The organism is Pedobacter sp. ISL-64 (genome assembly GCF_018613605.1).
In the GTDB taxonomy this organism is placed as follows: Bacteria; Bacteroidota; Bacteroidia; order Sphingobacteriales; family Sphingobacteriaceae; genus Pedobacter.
The window spans coordinates 44,836-62,143 of sequence record NZ_JAGGPU010000021.1; the positions used below are offsets into that span (position 1 = coordinate 44,836).

The window sequence follows — 17,308 nt, forward strand, 5'->3', positions numbered from 1 at the left end:
GAAAAATGAAAAGATTTTACAGTTTATGTTTCTACCTCGGTTTATCGGTGAATACACTTTTTGCACAAGAACTTTATCCGCCAACGTTAAAATCAGGAACCTGGCACAATGAAGATGCAAGTTTACGTTACCGTCCGGAGGGAAGAGATTTTGTTATCCATAACGGTACAAGAAGGTTTACAAGAGCATTATATGGAACCAATACAGCATTTCGGGTCGAAGCTGGCGATCTGCCTGAGTTTGCATTATATATGCCAGCTATGGGTGGTAACCTACAGTTTGGCTTACTTGATGGAAAAAATAGCAAATGGTTGATTAAGGCAACGGATATTACCGCCAGGTACCGCCCGGGATCGATGATTTACAGGATAAAGGATCCATTACTGGGAAATGGGACGCTTCATTTAACGCTTCTTGCCTTGAGCAATGGCGATGGTATGGTGTTAAAAGCCCGTTTTGAAAACGTGAAAAAAGGAGTAGAACTGCTTTGGGTTTTCGGTGGAGCAAGTGATAAAAAGTTTAGCCGGAGTGGCGATATGGGGGTAGATCCCGAATCTTCTTTTTACCTCGAAAAACAAAACTGCAAGGATAATTTTTTTACGGTTACAAAAAACAGTTTCGAGCTCCAATATGCTAAAATAAAAAAAATAAGCGGGATTTTCCCTGCCGAAATCAGGATTGCGGATGCTGCTGATTTATCTTCTCCGTTAATTTTAGATCAATCTAAAACACAGCAAAATCCAGTGATTACCGGAAAACTAAACATAGAAAATGGTAAAGATTTCTATGTTTTGATCCAAAATCCTGAAAAAGATAGTGCACCTAAAAACTGGGATAATGCCACCCGATTTATAGAATCAGAAAAGAAACGTAAAATTTTAGCCGATCGGGTACAGGTTGATACACCAGATCCTTTTTTCAATACCATTGGTGGTGCTTTGGCCATGGCTTCGGATGGGATTTGGGAAGCGCCATCTTATATGCACGGTGCCATAGGCTGGCGGATGCGTTTGCCAGGTTGGCGTGGACCTTATACTGCCGATCCACTAGGTTGGCACGATCGGGCACGAACACATTTTAATGCCTACGCCAAATCGCAGGTGCTCAATCCCGAGAGTGGTCCTGTTTTGGCCGATACTGCTTTTAATCTTTCGCGATCAAAAGAGGCCATGGGAACTGCAATGTTCAGCAATGGTTACATCAGCCGGGAACCGGATGGGAAATCGATCAGACCGCACCATTATGATATGAATCTTGTGTACATCGATCAACTGCTCTGGCATTTTAACTGGACTGGCGATTTAGCTTATGTGAAAGAAATGTGGCCGGTAATTAAACGGCACCTGGCTTGGGAAAAAAGAGTTTTTGATGCAGATGATAACGGGCTTTACGATGCCTATGCGGCCATCTGGGCAAGCGATGCATTGCAATATAGCGGAGGAAGCGGAACGCATAGCTCGGCTTATAATTACCGCGCTAATTTAATTGCAGCCAAACTTGCCCGCTTGATTAATGAAGATCCAGGTGTTTATCAAAAAGAGGCCGACAAAATATTAAAAGCCATGAATGCCCAGCTCTGGATGCCAGAAAAAGGCTGGTTTGCAGAATATAAAGATGCTTTAGGCCTACAGCAATTGCATCCGGCTGCGGGTTTATGGACGATTTATCACAGTATAGATTCGGAGGTTCCGGATGCTTTTCAGGCCTGGCAGAGCTTAAGGTATGTTGATACACATATCCCGCACATCCCGGTAAGGGCTAAAGGACTTGAAGATAAAGGTTATTATACTTTATCAACCACAAACTGGATGCCTTACGAATGGTCGTTAAACAATGTGGTTTTAGCTGAAGTTACCCATACGGCATTGGCCAACTGGCAAGCTGGCAGGACTGAAGAAGCTTTTAAACTTTGGAAAAGTGAACTATTGGCCAGCATGTATATTGGTGGAAGTCCGGGTAATTTTGCCCAGGTTTCCCGTTATGATGCCATTTTAGGCGAATCGTACCGCGATTTTGGTGATCCTGTAGGCATTAATTCAAGAACACTCGTTGAAGGGCTTTTTGGTGTGGTGCCTGATGCGCTGAATAAAACTTTGCTCATCAGACCAGGTTTACCGCAAGAATGGGATCACGCGGCCCTAAACATTCCTGATCTTTCATTTTCTTTTAAACGGAAAGGATTAGTTGACACCTATGAGCTATTGCCGAGATTTGCCATTAGGCTCGGACTTAAAATGCGCATTAAAGCCAGAAGCAATCAATTAAAATCGGTTAAGATCAATGGAAAAGCAGTAAAATGGGAAAATGTAGCCGACGCAATTGGCTTACCCGAAATCGAGATTGAAAGTGCAATAGCAAAAGATTATTTGGTTGAATTGATTTGGGGAGGCGAAACCTTAAATCCACCCAAAATTAACGTAGCCCATACTCTTGGTTCGAAAATGGAAGTTGATTTTGGTAAGGCTAAAATTGTTAAAGTATTCGATCCCCAAAAGGTGCTTAACAATATAAATACAAGTGAAAGTAAACTTAGTGCAAATCTTCAGGGCGAACCAGGCGACCGTACCTTCTTTGCCCAGGTTACAAATGGTCAGTTTACCTATTGGTTTCCTGTTTGTTTCAAACTAAAGGAGGTGGTGAAAAAGCCAGATCAAATTTTAGATTTAACTGCTAAAGAATGGGCAGGTAAAAAGCTCGAAACACAAGATTTATCTACTTATTTTAACGATCAGGTCGGTCAGATTTTTAACCATAAATACCTGTCTCCACGGCCACAAACCACAACCTTACAGCTGGCCTGGCAAGGCATTGGCGATTGGACACATCCCAAATTAAAACCCGAAATTAATGATATGGGCTTGCGTAAACTGGCAGGCAATAAAGGCGAATTTTCATTGGCTTCTGGAGTGGTTTTTAAAACACCATCAGATAGCACTTCAAAAAATATCATTTACACCGCTCAGTGGGATAATTTTCCCCGAAAAGCAGAAATTTCACTTTCTGGTAAAGCAAGCGGGGTATTTTTCCTTTTGGCCGGAACAACTAACCCCATGCAAAGCAGAATGGATAACGGCGAAATTACGGTTCAGTATACCGATGGATCTACCAAAAAACTGCACTTACGTAATCCCGAAAATTGGTGGCCAATTGAGCAGGATCTTTTTACCGATGGTTTCGCTTTCGATACTGGCACAGAACGGCCTGTACGTGTACACCTCAAAACGGGTAAAATTGTAACCGCACAAGATGGCGATAGCTGGAACGGAAAAGACATAAAAGGAGGTACAGCAACAGCTCTGGGATTAAAGCTTGATCCTAACAAAACACTGGCTAAGCTTACCTTATCTGCACTTTGTAATGATGTAATTATTGGTTTAATGGCTGTAACCCTGGTTCGTTAGTTTTTTTAATAATGTACTATAAAAGCTGGATATCGAAAAAAATAATATTGCCGATCATAACGATTTGCTTATCTTTTTTTTCCTCTTTTTCACAATTGAAAAGCAATATCGCGCATTATTCTACCGAAGATGGGCTTTCGCATGATGGTGTGCTCTGCATTACCCAAGACCGCGACGGTTTTATGTGGTTTGGTACTTTTGATGGCCTAAACCGTTTCGACGGGACAAATTTTGTGGTTTACAAAAGCAGGCCTGGCGATAATTCTAACTTACGGACCAATAAAATAAGGGAAATTGTAGAAGATAAATCGGGTTACCTGTGGGTAAAAACCTACGATTTTAAGATTTATCGTTTCGATAAGCGTACTGAGCAGTTTTTACCGGTTTCTGATGGCCCTTTTAAAGCATTTTTTAAAGATCAGGTAATTATCGACCATATGGTGCCTGATACTAAAAATGGCGTTTGGTTGTTAACTGAAAATCAAGGGCTTTTATATGTTGTAAATAATTTTAAAGGGCAACCCGGCATCATACAGTTTGCTAAAGAGCAACAGCCTGGCAGACAAATTAAAGGAAACGCTGTGAAATTCAGGTACCGCGATGAAAAGCAAAGGATCTGGATAGGCACCGAAGGCGGATTGAACTGTCTACAAGGGAATAACAATGGTAACTATCAAGTGCTTAGGTTTTCTGCGCCTATAGAAAAAATGCTTTCTTCTTATGCTGTTAACTGTGTTGCTCAGAGCAAAGAATCACTTTATTTTGGTACTGGTGATGGGAATTTATTAATCTACGACCTAAGGACGCAATCTTTTCAGGTTAAACAGATTAGTAAGGGAATTGCGTTTAATTCCATTTGTTATTCAAAAGCAGGTCTGATTTATATTTCTACCATGGGGAAGGGAATGCTCACAGTTGATCCAATCAGTTTTAAAGTAAGCCAATCTGGAAGCAAAGAAAATTATTTATCACTTAACGAAGACCATTCAGGATTAATCTGGATTGAGCCACAAGAAAACGGAATTATAAAGTACGATCCTAAAACACAACAATATAAATATTTCAGCCAAAAAAGAGATTTCAATTTCTCGAGCCGCGATTATAGCGTAGTTGCCGATGCAAACGGGATATTATGGGTAAGCATGAAAGGTGGCGGTTTTGGCTACTATAACCGGCTGCGCGATGAGATTGATTATTTTTATGATCAGCCTGGCTCTTCAGACCAAAAGTTTTCCAATATTATTACGAGTTTATATGTAGATCGAATGGGTACCCTTTGGATGAGCGCACGCGATGGTGGGATTAATAAAGTGGTTTCGCTTACTGATAAATTTAATTACCACCGTTTGGTTAATGAACCCAATAACCGTTCAGAAAATGAAGTAAGGGCCATGATGCACGATCAGAAAGGGCGCTTATGGGTTTGCAGTAAGGATGGCAGGATTCGGGTTTATGAAAATGATAAAGAAGTTGATGTTTTTGGAAGAGGAAATAAACAGATTGGTACCGTTTACAGCATTATAGAAGATAGCAAGGGCAATGTTTGGTTGGGAACAAAAGGCGATGGCCTGTTTAAAGCCACACCAACCGATCAAAAACGTAATCTTTATACACTTAAGAATTTTAGAAACAACCCAACAGATGTAAACAGTTTGAGCAGCGATCTGGTATATTCGGTTATTGAAGATTCGAGAGGGCGCATTTGGGTAGGCACGCTGGGTGGTGGTATTAATTTGTTGAGCAATATCGATGGCAAAGAAGGTTTTAAAAATTTTTACAATGCTTTTCATAATTATCCATTTGGCTGGGCCAAGGTTATCCGATATTTATTAGAAGACAATAGTGGCAGGATATGGATTGGAACAAGCAATGGTTTGCTGCGCTTTGATCCGAACAGGCCTGTTGCCAATGGTTACCGGTTTTTAGCTTACCGTAAAATCCGCGGAGACCATGCCAGTTTGGGGAATAATAGCGTACAGTATATTTACAAAGATAAAGCTGGGGGAATCTGGATTGCTACTTTTGGTGGCGGATTAAACAAAGTAATTGCCGATCCGAAAAATCCTGATGTATTACGCTTTGAGGTTTTTACTACACAAAATGGACTGGCGAATGATGTGCTGCTAAGCATGAGTGGCGACAAAGAAGGTAACTTCTGGATTGCTACCGAACGCGGTTTATCCAGGTTTAACCCAAAGCATAAAACATTCAAAAACTACGATTCTTTCGACGGATTGCCAAAAGTTGGCTTTTCTGAAGCTACCTGTTTTACGGCAAACAATGGGCAGCTTTATTTTGGTCTTACTGATGGTTATATCAGATTTAATCCTTCAAAAATTGCCGATCAGCGTACTTCAGCGAAAATGGCGCTGACCAAAATTCAACTGTATTATAAGGATATTGATCCCGGAGATAAGGATTCTCCTTTAAAATTTACCATCAACGAAACCAAGTCGCTATTGCTCAACTACGATCAGAATGTAATCAGTATTGATTACACGGTGCTCGATTATCGTGCTTCCAACAAAATAACCTATGCCTATAAACTCGAAGGTTTCGATAAAACCTGGCACCAGGTAAACGACCTACGCAGGGCAACCTATACCAACATTCCTCCGGGCACCTATACCTTTAAAGTGCGGGCTACAAATGATGATCTTTTTTTAACCCTGCCCGAAAAAACGTTAGAAATCATTGTCCATCCACCTTTTTATTTAAGCTGGCCTGCCTATCTGGTTTATTTTTTGCTGGCTATTGTCATCGCTGTTTTAGCAAGGCGGATTATTGTAACCATGATCAGGTTACGCAATAAAGTTTTGGTAGAACAGAAATTAACGGAGGTTAAACTCTCTTTTTTTACCAATATCTCGCACGAACTCAGAACACCACTTACCCTGATTGTAAATCCATTAGAAGAAATATCACGTAACGAAAAGTTATCAGACAGGGGAAGGGAATTTATAAATGTGATCCGCCGAAATGCGAACCGGATGATCAGGTTTACCAATCAGCTACTTGATTTTAGAAAACTGCAGAACGGAAAACTGCAGCTTAATGTTGCTGAAATTGATTTGGTGGCTTTATCAAAAGAGGTGGCCAGCCATTTTTCTGCCATGGCCGACGAAAAGCAGATTAAATTCGATGTTTTTGCCGATCAGCAACCGGTTTTGGCCTGGGTAGATGGAGAAAAGATTGAAATTATTCTTTATAATTTGCTCTCCAACGCATTTAAATTTACACCACCTCATCGAAAAATCCGGATCGAGATTAAAACAGAAGAAGAAACCAGCGACATACTGATTCACATTATTGATGAGGGCAAAGGTATTTCAACAGATAAACTGGAGGAAATATTTGAAATCTATCACGAAGAAAGTATTACTGCAGATACCAATTTAAAGGGGACGGGAATTGGTTTGGCACTGGCCCGTGGATTGGCTTTAAGTCACCATGGCAAACTGTGGGCCGAACAGCACAGCAGTGGCGGCATGATTTTTACCCTGCAGCTAAAATCTGGATATGGACATTTTGATACTTCGGAAGTGAACTTTACTGAAAAGAGCAGCCTGGAAGAACCGTTAAGTTTAAGCGTGCCTGCGGGAAACCAGGTGTCACCAATCAATTCGAATACCAATGGCCAACACCCGCAATTGTTGATTGTAGAGGATAACCCTGACCTTCGACACTTTCTGGAGCTTAGGTTTAAAGATCATTATCGTGTTAGCACAGCTGGCGACGGCGCTGAAGGTTTTGAAATAGCATTAGCCATACTGCCCGACTTGATTATCAGCGACGTAATGATGCCTAAAATGGACGGCATCCAAATGCTCGATCAGTTAAAAAATGATGCTGCTACCAGCCACATTCCCGTAATTTTACTCACCGCTAAATCGTCTATCGAAAGTCGGATTGAAGGCTTAAAATATGGCGCAGATATTTATTTAACCAAACCTTTTAATACTGATTTTCTCTTTGTGGCAATTGATAATTTGATCCGGTCGAGGAAAAAACTCTTCGAGCAACTCTCCAATAGACAAGAGCAACGTATTGTATCCCTTCAGCCCGATGAAATTGTAATTACCTCAAAGGACGAAACCTTTTTGAAAGAAATTATCAAAATTGTGGAAGAGGGGATGATCCAATCTGATTTTAACATTGATGAGGTTGCGGCAGCAATTGGTATGGGAAGAACAACTTTCTATAAAAAGCTAAAGAGTTTGACCTCATTGAGTCCGGTGGAGTTTGTACGCGACATGCGCCTTAAACGCAGTAAACAACTGTTAGATTCAGGCAAGTGCTCCGTTTCGGAAGCGGGTTATCTATCCGGTTTTAACAGTTTGCCTTATTTCAGTACCTGCTTTAAAGAGAAATATAGTGTTTCGCCATCGGCCTATCTAAAAGCAATGGTGAATATCTAGATTGAAATTGGTTCTGGTTTTCTCCTGCGGATTTAAGATGATATACACAGATTAGATTGTCTTCCCCCTGTGTTAATCTGCGAAATCAGCGGGAAAAACCTCCAAAACCACTCTTTTTACCAAATAACGAAAGCAATTCGTCAATTTCTGAAAACTCATTTTAGCGGTTTGAGATAGATTTGTATTGAATAACCAAATATATAACTGAACAAGTAAGCCGATAGCTTAAAGATTTACATTGAATTTTATTAGAAGGATATCCATCTATAATGTCCTGGGTTTAGCGCAGAAATGAAAAGCAATTTTATTTCTCAACCGCTTTGTTGTATTCAATTTTTCTCTTCCGCCACTGCTTACTAAACCTGTACTAACCAAATAATCTATGACCAGACTTTTTACAAGTTCGTGTTGTTTTCTGTTTTTTCTGGCCGTTTTATCAGGATGCCAGAAAAAAGAATTTGATGCATTTTATGAGCGCCCAGCAGGTTTGGGAGATCCAATTTACCAACAGCTTGAAGCACGGGGCAATTTTAAACACTTAACCGCGGTAATTGACAAAGCGGGTTATAAAGATATTTTAAGCAAAACAGGCTGGTGGACTTTCTTTGCACCGAATGATGCGGCTTTCGAACGTTTTTTTAAAGATCAGAATATTAAAGGTACTGCCGAGATCAGCGATTCGATGGCTACCTCAATTGTAAAGTATGCCTTGGTATACAATGCTTACCGCAAAGATCAGTTGAGTAACTACCAAATGGCAGGCGGGGCCGAAACGGGTCTTGGTTTTGCCTTTAAAAGAAAAACTGCTTATTATGATTGGGTACAACAAAAAGGTGATGCTGCACACGGAAAACTTATTGCCACCAATAGGAATGTGCAATCAGTTAGGGGCGTAAATACTTCTGCTTATGTAGATGGCGATAACAACAATAAATACATTCCTTATTTTACCACCGCATTTATGACAACAGGTGGCATGAGCCCTGCAGATTATAATGTGTTTTATCCAGGTTCTACCTATAATGGGTTTAATGTGGCAGCAGCAGCAGTGGTAAATATGGATATCAGTGCCGAAAATGGCATGATTCATGAAGTAGACCGTGTTACCCTGCCTTTAAAAAGCATCGACCAATATATCAGTAGCAATGCCAATTACAGCGAGTTTAAAGCACTGCTTGATTCGTTAAGGTTTTATGTCTCCAATGCATACCAAACCCACCGCAACTTTGTAGCTACAGGCAGTTCCGATTCGGTATATGTAAAAGGCTATAACGGTTTGTTGGCCTATTCAATCAATAATGAGAATTATCAGCAGCCTGGGGTAAACAGCTATCTGGCTAACGAATCTCAAAAATCAAGCTGGACCATCATGGCGCCAACCAACGAGGCTTTTAGGGCTTACCGAAAAAAAATATTGGCCAAGTATGGCAATTCATTCTTTAAAAGTACTCCACCAAGCATTGTTATCGATTTTATCAATTCGCACATGTGGCCAACAGTTTTATGGCCAGGTAAATTTGCTCAAGGTCAAAATTACCTGCTCGAAACAACCACGTTGAGCTTAGATAATGCCGTGGATAAACAGATATTGAGCAATGCTGTTTTTTATGGGGTAAACCAGGCACACAGCTCAAATGTATTCAGAACAGTTTATGGTGTACCTTATCTTGATCCCACAACCAATCTTACTTTATTGGCCTATGCTGATGGAGGCTCAGGCGTTAAAATATACACCACACAACCAGGCGTAAGGCAAACCTTATTGGTAATGCCCGATGCCGTGGTAACAGCTGCAGGTTACCGCTACAATGAAGGCAGTATTGGTACCACAACTACTGCCTGGGGTTATCGTACTTCGCCAACAGCAAGTTATTCGCATAATCAGATTTACCGTGATAATGCTTTCCGTTTATTTAAAACAGGTGTTTTGCTTACCCCAACTGGCGAATTAAGCAGTTTGAGCGGTTCAGGTATTGTTGAAAGTCAAAGTGGCGATTATGTTCGCTACCGCAATGGAAAAATCCAGACCAGCGGAACAGTTGATACCGGTAACGATATCAACATTACCAAAACAGATGCAACTTCGATAAACGGCATTGTATATTATGTTGATGCGCCATTGGCTTTTACCGATAAAAATGTAGGTCAGCACCTGCAAAATCTGGCCATCAGCGATCCCACACGTTTTTCGTCTTTTTATTGGTTTGTTTCTACCTCTTCACTCTACAATGCTACAACCAAAGCCATTTCGGGTATGAATACAGGTATTGATAATAAATATACCATGCTGGTACCTGATAATGCTGCTATTACACAAGCCATTAAAGATGGTTTATTACCTGGAACAAAAGCTACCGGCGCCTTACCTACAGCGGCACCTACATCTGAAGCGCAGAAAGATCAGGTAAGAAAATTTATCCTTTACCACATCATCAATGGCGAATCTGTAGCAGTGGACGGGAAAAAAGCCGATAACTACTTAACCCTATTGCAAACAGAGTCTGGAGACAATACTTTGCTGAATATCTTGAATCAGCCAAACAACCTGATCATCACCGATCGGGCGGGGCGCACTACGCAGGTAAATTTCAGTTCGAGTAACCAGCTCTCTAACCGTACCCTTATCCATTCCATTTCCAATTATCTCAATTACAATAAGTAACACTTACAGACAAAACTAGATTATATAAGATGAAAATATTTCTATATAGAATTTTCTGTCTATCTGTTATGATTTTAACAATCATGGGATATTCAGGAACCCTCCGTGCACAGCAGCCCGTTACCGTGCGTGGAAAAGTAACCGACAAAAAAGACAAACTCGAAATTATAGGTGCCTCGGTTATTGAGGTAGATCAGAATAAAAGAACCATTACCGGAGTAAGTACCGATATCAATGGGAATTTCGCCCTGCGGGTAACCAACACCAAAAACCAGTTGGTGGTATCATTTATTGGCTATAACAGCCATAATGCAGGTGTGATTGGTAACCGCACAACCATAAATGTAACGTTAGAGCCAAGTTCGAACAGTTTGCAAGAAGTGGTGTTAACCGCCAAAAAAATGGTGAATAACGGAACAGGCTTAAACATAGCCGAACGTAACTCTACCATTGCATCAGCAACTGTTAGCGGGAAAGCTTTGGAAGAATTGGCGGTAACCTCCATCGATCAGGCCCTGGCCGGACGTTTATCAGGAGTAGATTTTGGTACCACTTCAGGAGATCCGGGAGCAGGAATGTCGATCAGGATACGTGGTACTTCATCCATCAACGGTTCTGCCGAGCCGCTTATTGTACTCGATGGTATGCCTTATGAAACGGAAATTCCTTCTGATTTTAATTTTGGAACAGCCGATGAGCAGGGATATGCGCAGCTTTTAAATATTGCACCATCCGATATTAAAGATATCACCGTTTTAAAAGATGCAGCCTCTACTGCAGTTTGGGGATCGAGGGCGGCCAACGGCGTACTCCTGATCAATACCAAACGTGGCGAAAGGGGAAGGCCTGTGGTATCGTACAATTTTAAGGGTTCGATGGCGCAGCAGCCTAATCCTATTCCTTTTTTAACGGGCGATCAATACTCAATGCTCATTCCAGAAGCGGTAATGAATGCTACAGGTTTACCCCTCGACTTTTTAGGCAACAACGGACAGAATAAAGCTTTTCAATACGATCCATCTGATGCCTATTACTACTACAATTATAGTAATAACACCGATTGGGTAAAACTGATTACCCGCAATGGTTATACACAAGATCACAACGTTTCGATGAGTGGGGGTGGTGAAAAAGCACGTTATTATGCATCGGTTGGTTATTTAGGTCAAACCGGAACTACTTTGGGAACCGATTTATCTAGGATTACGGCTAAGATTAATTTGGATTATATCGTATCGAGCAAGCTGAGGTTCAGGACAGATGTAACCTATACACATGTGGATAATAACCTCAACTACGATAAATCTTTGCGTAGTACTGCGATTAATAAAATGCCGAATATGTCTGATTATGAGTATGATGAATATGGAAATAAAACTTCCGCATATTTCTCGCCAATTTCCAATATCCAGGGCCGTTATAGTGCAACCTATAATCCTTTGGCCATGGCAAATGAAGGCGCAAGTCATTTAATAGGCGAGCGTATTACACCAAAATTTAATCTTCAATACGATATTTCTCCGGTTTTATTTTCGACGGTAGATGTTCAGTTTGATATCAACAATACCAAATCCAAAACCTTTTTACCTCAAATTGCCACTGGGCAACCAAGTACCGAACCAACCGTAAACCGGGCTTCTGATGCTGATGGCGATTCATACAACATTCAGTCGAAAATTAACCTGATTTACCGTCCGCATTTAAGCGAGAAGCATAATCTTCAGGGTTTGCTTTCTTTTCAAACCAACGATACTAAATCGGCCTCTTATACAGTTGCCACAGCAAATACAGCTTCTTCTGAATTTCAAGACCCATCCAATCCATCCATTACCAATGGATCTGGTTTGGACTTAAACTCCAGTCAGGCGCAATCCAGAAGCGTTGGGGTGTTGTTGCAGGCACAATATGAATTTTTAGACCGTTACATCATCAACATGAATGGCAGGGTAGATGGTAACTCCAAGTTCTCGCCAGATAACCGTTTTGGTCTTTTTCCAGGGATTTCTACCCGATGGAGAATTTCGGGCGAACCATTTATGAAAAACCTCAAGTTCATTGACGATTTAAGTTTACGCTTAAGTTATGGCGCAAGTGGAAAAGCACCAGGCAGTAACTATGCTTATTTTAACAATTATACGCCGTTTTCATGGTCATATGCCGGTCGTGCAGCAGTTTATCCTTCTAATATCGAACTTTCCAGGTTAAAATGGGAAACTGTAGTAGGTAAGAACCTGGGTTTCAATTTATGGCTGTTCGATAGTCGCGTTAAAATCGACGCGGAAATTTATCAGAACACCACTAAAAACATGTTTTACAACGATTTGAGGATCGCTGCTACCACTGGTTACAATGCCATTGATATGAACATAGGTACCATGAACAACAATGGTTGGGAAATCGGTATCAATACTACGCCTGTTAAAACCAAAAAATGGATTGTAAACTTTGATTTCAATATTTCGAGGAACATCAATTCCATCCAATCCATTTCAGAGTTCTATCCAAGAGAAAGCTCCGTAGGACTTCCGGCGCAGGGATCTTATAAATCTTTCCTGATTATCGGTAATCCATTTGGCTCGTATTATGGCTTTAAGTACAAAGGGGTGTATAAAGATGCTGATGCGACCATTGCCAGAGATCAGAACGGGAAAGAAATTGTTGGACCAAACGGCCAGACCATTTACATGCGTTATAATTACCCAACAGTTGATTATGTATTCCAACCGGGTGATGCGATGTATGAAGACATTAATCACGATGGGAACATTGATGAAAAAGACATGGTTTACCTCGGCAATTCGGTGCCGAAATTTACCGGTGGTTTTGGGCCAAGCGTAATCTTTAATGGCAACCTGAAAGTACAGGCATTTTTTAGCTACCGCTACGGTTACGATATCGTAAACACGGCTAAAATTACCACCACCAATATGTATGGGGTTAACAACCAGAGTACTGCGGTTTTAAGGCGCTGGAGAAACCCTGGTGATGTGACTGATATGCCACGCGCTTTATACGGTGTAGGTTACAACTGGTTAGGCTCCGACCGTTATGTAGAAGATGCCTCCTTTATCCGTTTAAGCTCGGTTACCGTACGTTACAACTTTACCCAGAATATGCTGAAAAGGGTCGGTGTAAAAAGTGCCAGCATTTATGTAACCGGACAAAATTTATATACCTGGACGAAATATACCGGACAAGATCCTGATGTAACCTCTGTAGGGAGCAGTAATCCTTTTTCTTACGCAGCTGATGGTTCGCTCACACCACCATCTAAAACCTTTACAATGGGTCTAACCCTTGGACTCTAAAAATGATTAACCATGAACAGAAAAATTAAACATACAATGCTGGTCTTCGTTACACTGCTTAGTGTTTTTGGAACTTCATGCAAAAAATGGTTGGATTTAAAACCTCAGGATGGTTTAATCCGCGATGAATACTGGCAAACCAAAGAACAGCTTGATGCTGCTGTGATGGGCTGTTATGCCTCGCTTTTAGGCGGAAGCAATATCCCACTGGCAAAATACCTTTTTATCTGGGGCGAGCTCCGTGCCGATATGGTGGTCCCCGGTTTAGAAATCTCTTCTGATGATGACGAATCGAAACTGAGTGGATTGCTGAGGGATGAATATGATATTATGCGCACACAGATCGCCTCTACCAATACGCTGGTAAACTGGGAGGCCATTTACAAAACCATCAATTATTGCAATACGGTAATCAAATTTGCACCTGAGGTAATCAATAGGGATAAAACTTTAACGCAAACGGCTTTGAACGGTTATTTAGCTGAAGCCCATGCTTTACGCGGATTAATGTATTTCTATCTGCTCCGCTCGTTTGGCGAAGTACCACTTAAACTCGAACCCACTTATAACGATTCGCAGATTGGCGCTATTGCCAAAAATACCCAGCAGGAGGTTTACCAGCAGGTGATTAAAGATTTGTTGTTTGGCAGCGAAAACGGACAGGTAACCTATGGCAGTATGGCCGAAGATCGGGGCAGAATGACTAAATTCTCTGCTTACACAGCACTGGCTGATGCTTATTTATGGAATGAGGAATACCAAAAAAGTATCGATGCCTGCAATAAGGTAATCGAATCGGGTAAATACAGATTATTGCCAAATGGTACACAACAAACCGATTTTTACAATACGGTATACCTTAACGGGAATTCGGTAGAAGGGATTTTTGAGTTTCAGTTTGATAACCAAAAGCTCAATCCCTTTGCACCCATGTTCGGCATAACCGGAAGAGAGTTTAGGGCAGCAGATTGGATTGCAGAAGGTGGATTATTCGGAACAGATCTGGCTAACCTGAGCAATAAAGATATCCGCGGAAATGGTACCTCGATGTTCGAAGCTAATTCTGCCATCTGTAAATTCACCAATTTTAGAACGGCAGCTACTTCTTTCACCCATTGGTTTGCCTATCGTTATTCGGACGTGTTATTAATGAAAGCCGAAGCGCTAACCTGGCTGGCACCTGGTAACAGTGCCAACGGAACCCAGGCCATTGAATTGGTTGGTCAAATCAGGGCAGCCCGAAACGCACAAACTTTTGTAGCTGATAAATTTATCGAAATACCCGATCCTGCATTAACACCTAATGTTTCGCAATATGTATTTGAAGAACGTGCACGCGAATTTGCGTTCGAAGGAAAGCGTTGGTACGATATTCTGCGCAATGCGAAAAGAGGCAACTATGCAAACGAAAAACTGCTGATCGATATTGTTTCTGCCAGTGCACAACCAAGTAAACAGCAAACGGTAATCAATAAATACCGCGATCACAGAAGTCATTATTTCCCGATTTATTCTTATGAGTTACAAACAAACAAGGCACTTGTTCAAAATCCATTTTATCAATAATTGCTAACCAAAAAAATAAAGCTATGAAACAGAATGTTAAAATAGTGCTGCTGGGATTATGCAGTTTATTTATGTGTCTTTGGGCTTGCCGTAAAGACTCGGTAGTACAGGGAACATCAAATGTGGTAAATATGACCCAATATTTAACAAATCACCCTGAGCAGTTTTCAGAATTGTCAAAGATCCTCGAAATCTCCGAAACGGCTTCTTTTTTGAATGCTTATGGATCTTACACACTTTTTGCACCAACTAACGATGCCATTAAAGCCTATTTGCAAACTAAGGGGAAGAGTGCGGTAGCCGATATTTCCGCTGCGGACTGGAAGAGTTTTATCCGTTTGCATCTACTTGAAGATTCTATACCCACATCGAGGTTTACCGATGGTAAGCTGTTCGATTTAACGATGTATGGTCAATATTTAACCACTTCTTCCGAGCTGATTTCGGGGGTGACGAAAATCCGTATCAACAGGCAGGCAAGTGTAATCCAGCCTAATATTTCAGTAGGGAATGGTTTGATCCATAGTATCGATCATGTATTAACCCCTGCTACTTTAACCGTTGCGCAAACCGTTGCTGCAAATCCTGATTATTCGATTTTTACCGAAGCGCTGCGGGAAAGTGGTCTGTATGATAAACTGAACATCCTTCCTGCCAATAATCCAGACGAAAAGCAGAAATTTTTGACGGTAATTCCCGAAAGTAATGCCACACTCGCAGCTGCGGGCATTAACAGTTATGCGGCTTTAAAAGCCAAATATTCGGCTACGGGAAATGTAACACAGCCAACAGACGGTTTACAGCTTTTTTTAAACTATCATGTTTTATATGATGCCAAATATTTAGCTGATATCATTACCGCCAGTGCGCACAATACTTTAGCACCTTTGGAGGTTTTAACCTCAAAGCTTTCTGGCGAAACCGTATTGATGAATGATGATACCTTTAATGGTGTTTACGAACCTGGTTTTTCACTCCTTCGCGGTAAAAGTGATGTTACAGCCAGTAATGGTGTAGTACATCAGCCTTCTGCACATTTCGATATTAAAGTACGCGCACCATTCAGGGTAGATTTTGATGTTTGTGCTTTCCCCGAAATGTTGAAGAATACACAGTATTATAAAAAAAACAATTATTTCTTTACCGGAGATGAGGCCGCTGCTTTAACCGAAATTAAATTCTCGGGAAGAGAAGAAGGAAAAGACCCAACCAAATCGCTGATTTATAGATATGGCAGTGCCGGAACTTCGACCAACTCGTACAACAAAGATATTTTGGTTATCCCTCTGGCTACTGGAGGAACGTCAAATACTTCGGAATGGGTAGAATTTAGAACACCGTTGCTAATTAAAGGAAAGTATAAAATCTGGGTATGCATTTATGCCCAAGCCGAATCGAATACCACTACTGAGGTTCAGGCGAGCATTGGTTTAGATGGCACTACTGATAGGGCTCCTTTATCCAATTCGCGCATCTTAAACTTTACCGTAAAACGCCCGGGAATAAACAAGGTAGTAAATGGGGTAACGGTGATTGATGCCGATGCAGAAGAGGCTGTAGGTTTTAAAACCTATATGTCGAGCACGGCAGGCGCACAGATTGGAAAATTAATGGGCATTGCGGATCTGCCACAAACAGGCCGTTATTGGTTACGTTTAAAAGCCATAAACGGCTCGCAGGCCACCAATAATGTCGATATGATTCACATTATTCCGGTTAACGACGATCAGCAATACTGGAAATACAATGTTGATGGATCTAAAATACTAAGGCCGTAATGAAACTATTGCATCGTCATTCCCAACTTGATTGGGAATCGTAATGCAATAGGCTTTAAGATTCCCGCCTGCGCGGGAATGACGACTGGTTTTTACCGGGAAATTCAAACTGAAGCAATTAACATTAATAACATCGCCTCTTAATGAGTGGCTTAAATAAAAAAATATACCAACC

The 17,308-nt window shown here is 41.1% G+C and carries 6 protein-coding genes; all 6 read left to right on the forward strand.

Annotation, left to right across the window (positions count from 1 at the left end; genetic code table 11):
- Window positions 1–5: 5 nt before the first annotated feature.
- The 6 genes from J7E57_RS22860 (at window position 6) to J7E57_RS22885 (ending at window position 17,133) form a co-directional block, all read left to right on the forward strand.
- Window positions 6–3,401 (forward strand): DUF4450 domain-containing protein, encoded by a 3,396-nt coding sequence (locus J7E57_RS22860; protein ID WP_215125721.1) that lies wholly within the window; start codon window positions 6–8, stop codon window positions 3,399–3,401.
- A 95-nt stretch (window positions 3,402–3,496) separates the two neighbouring features.
- A complete protein-coding gene (locus J7E57_RS22865) occupies window positions 3,497–7,819 on the forward strand; it encodes a hybrid sensor histidine kinase/response regulator transcription factor (protein ID WP_215125720.1) in 4,323 nt (1,440 codons plus the stop codon).
- Between the two features lie 382 nt (window positions 7,820–8,201).
- Complete coding sequence (locus J7E57_RS22870) at window positions 8,202–10,481, forward strand: fasciclin domain-containing protein (protein ID WP_215125719.1); 2,280 nt, start codon at window positions 8,202–8,204, stop codon at window positions 10,479–10,481.
- Between the two features lie 83 nt (window positions 10,482–10,564).
- Window positions 10,565–13,789 (forward strand): SusC/RagA family TonB-linked outer membrane protein, encoded by a 3,225-nt coding sequence (locus J7E57_RS22875; RefSeq protein WP_251030012.1) that lies wholly within the window; start codon window positions 10,565–10,567, stop codon window positions 13,787–13,789.
- 12 nt (window positions 13,790–13,801) lie between these two features.
- Complete coding sequence (locus J7E57_RS22880) at window positions 13,802–15,355, forward strand: RagB/SusD family nutrient uptake outer membrane protein (protein ID WP_215125717.1); 1,554 nt, start codon at window positions 13,802–13,804, stop codon at window positions 15,353–15,355.
- A gap of 23 nt (window positions 15,356–15,378) precedes the next feature.
- Complete coding sequence (locus J7E57_RS22885; protein WP_215125716.1) at window positions 15,379–17,133, forward strand: fasciclin domain-containing protein; 1,755 nt, start codon at window positions 15,379–15,381, stop codon at window positions 17,131–17,133.
- Window positions 17,134–17,308 lie beyond the last annotated feature (175 nt).

Coding starts and splice junctions, on each gene's coding strand:
- J7E57_RS22860 (WP_215125721.1), top strand. CDS start 6: ATGAAAAGATTTTACAGTTTATGTTTCTACCTCGGTTTATCGGTGAAT.
- J7E57_RS22870 (WP_215125719.1), top strand. CDS start 8,202: ATGACCAGACTTTTTACAAGTTCGTGTTGTTTTCTGTTTTTTCTGGCC.
- J7E57_RS22875 (WP_251030012.1), top strand. CDS start 10,565: ATGGGATATTCAGGAACCCTCCGTGCACAGCAGCCCGTTACCGTGCGT.
- J7E57_RS22880 (WP_215125717.1), top strand. CDS start 13,802: ATGAACAGAAAAATTAAACATACAATGCTGGTCTTCGTTACACTGCTT.
- J7E57_RS22885 (WP_215125716.1), top strand. CDS start 15,379: ATGAAACAGAATGTTAAAATAGTGCTGCTGGGATTATGCAGTTTATTT.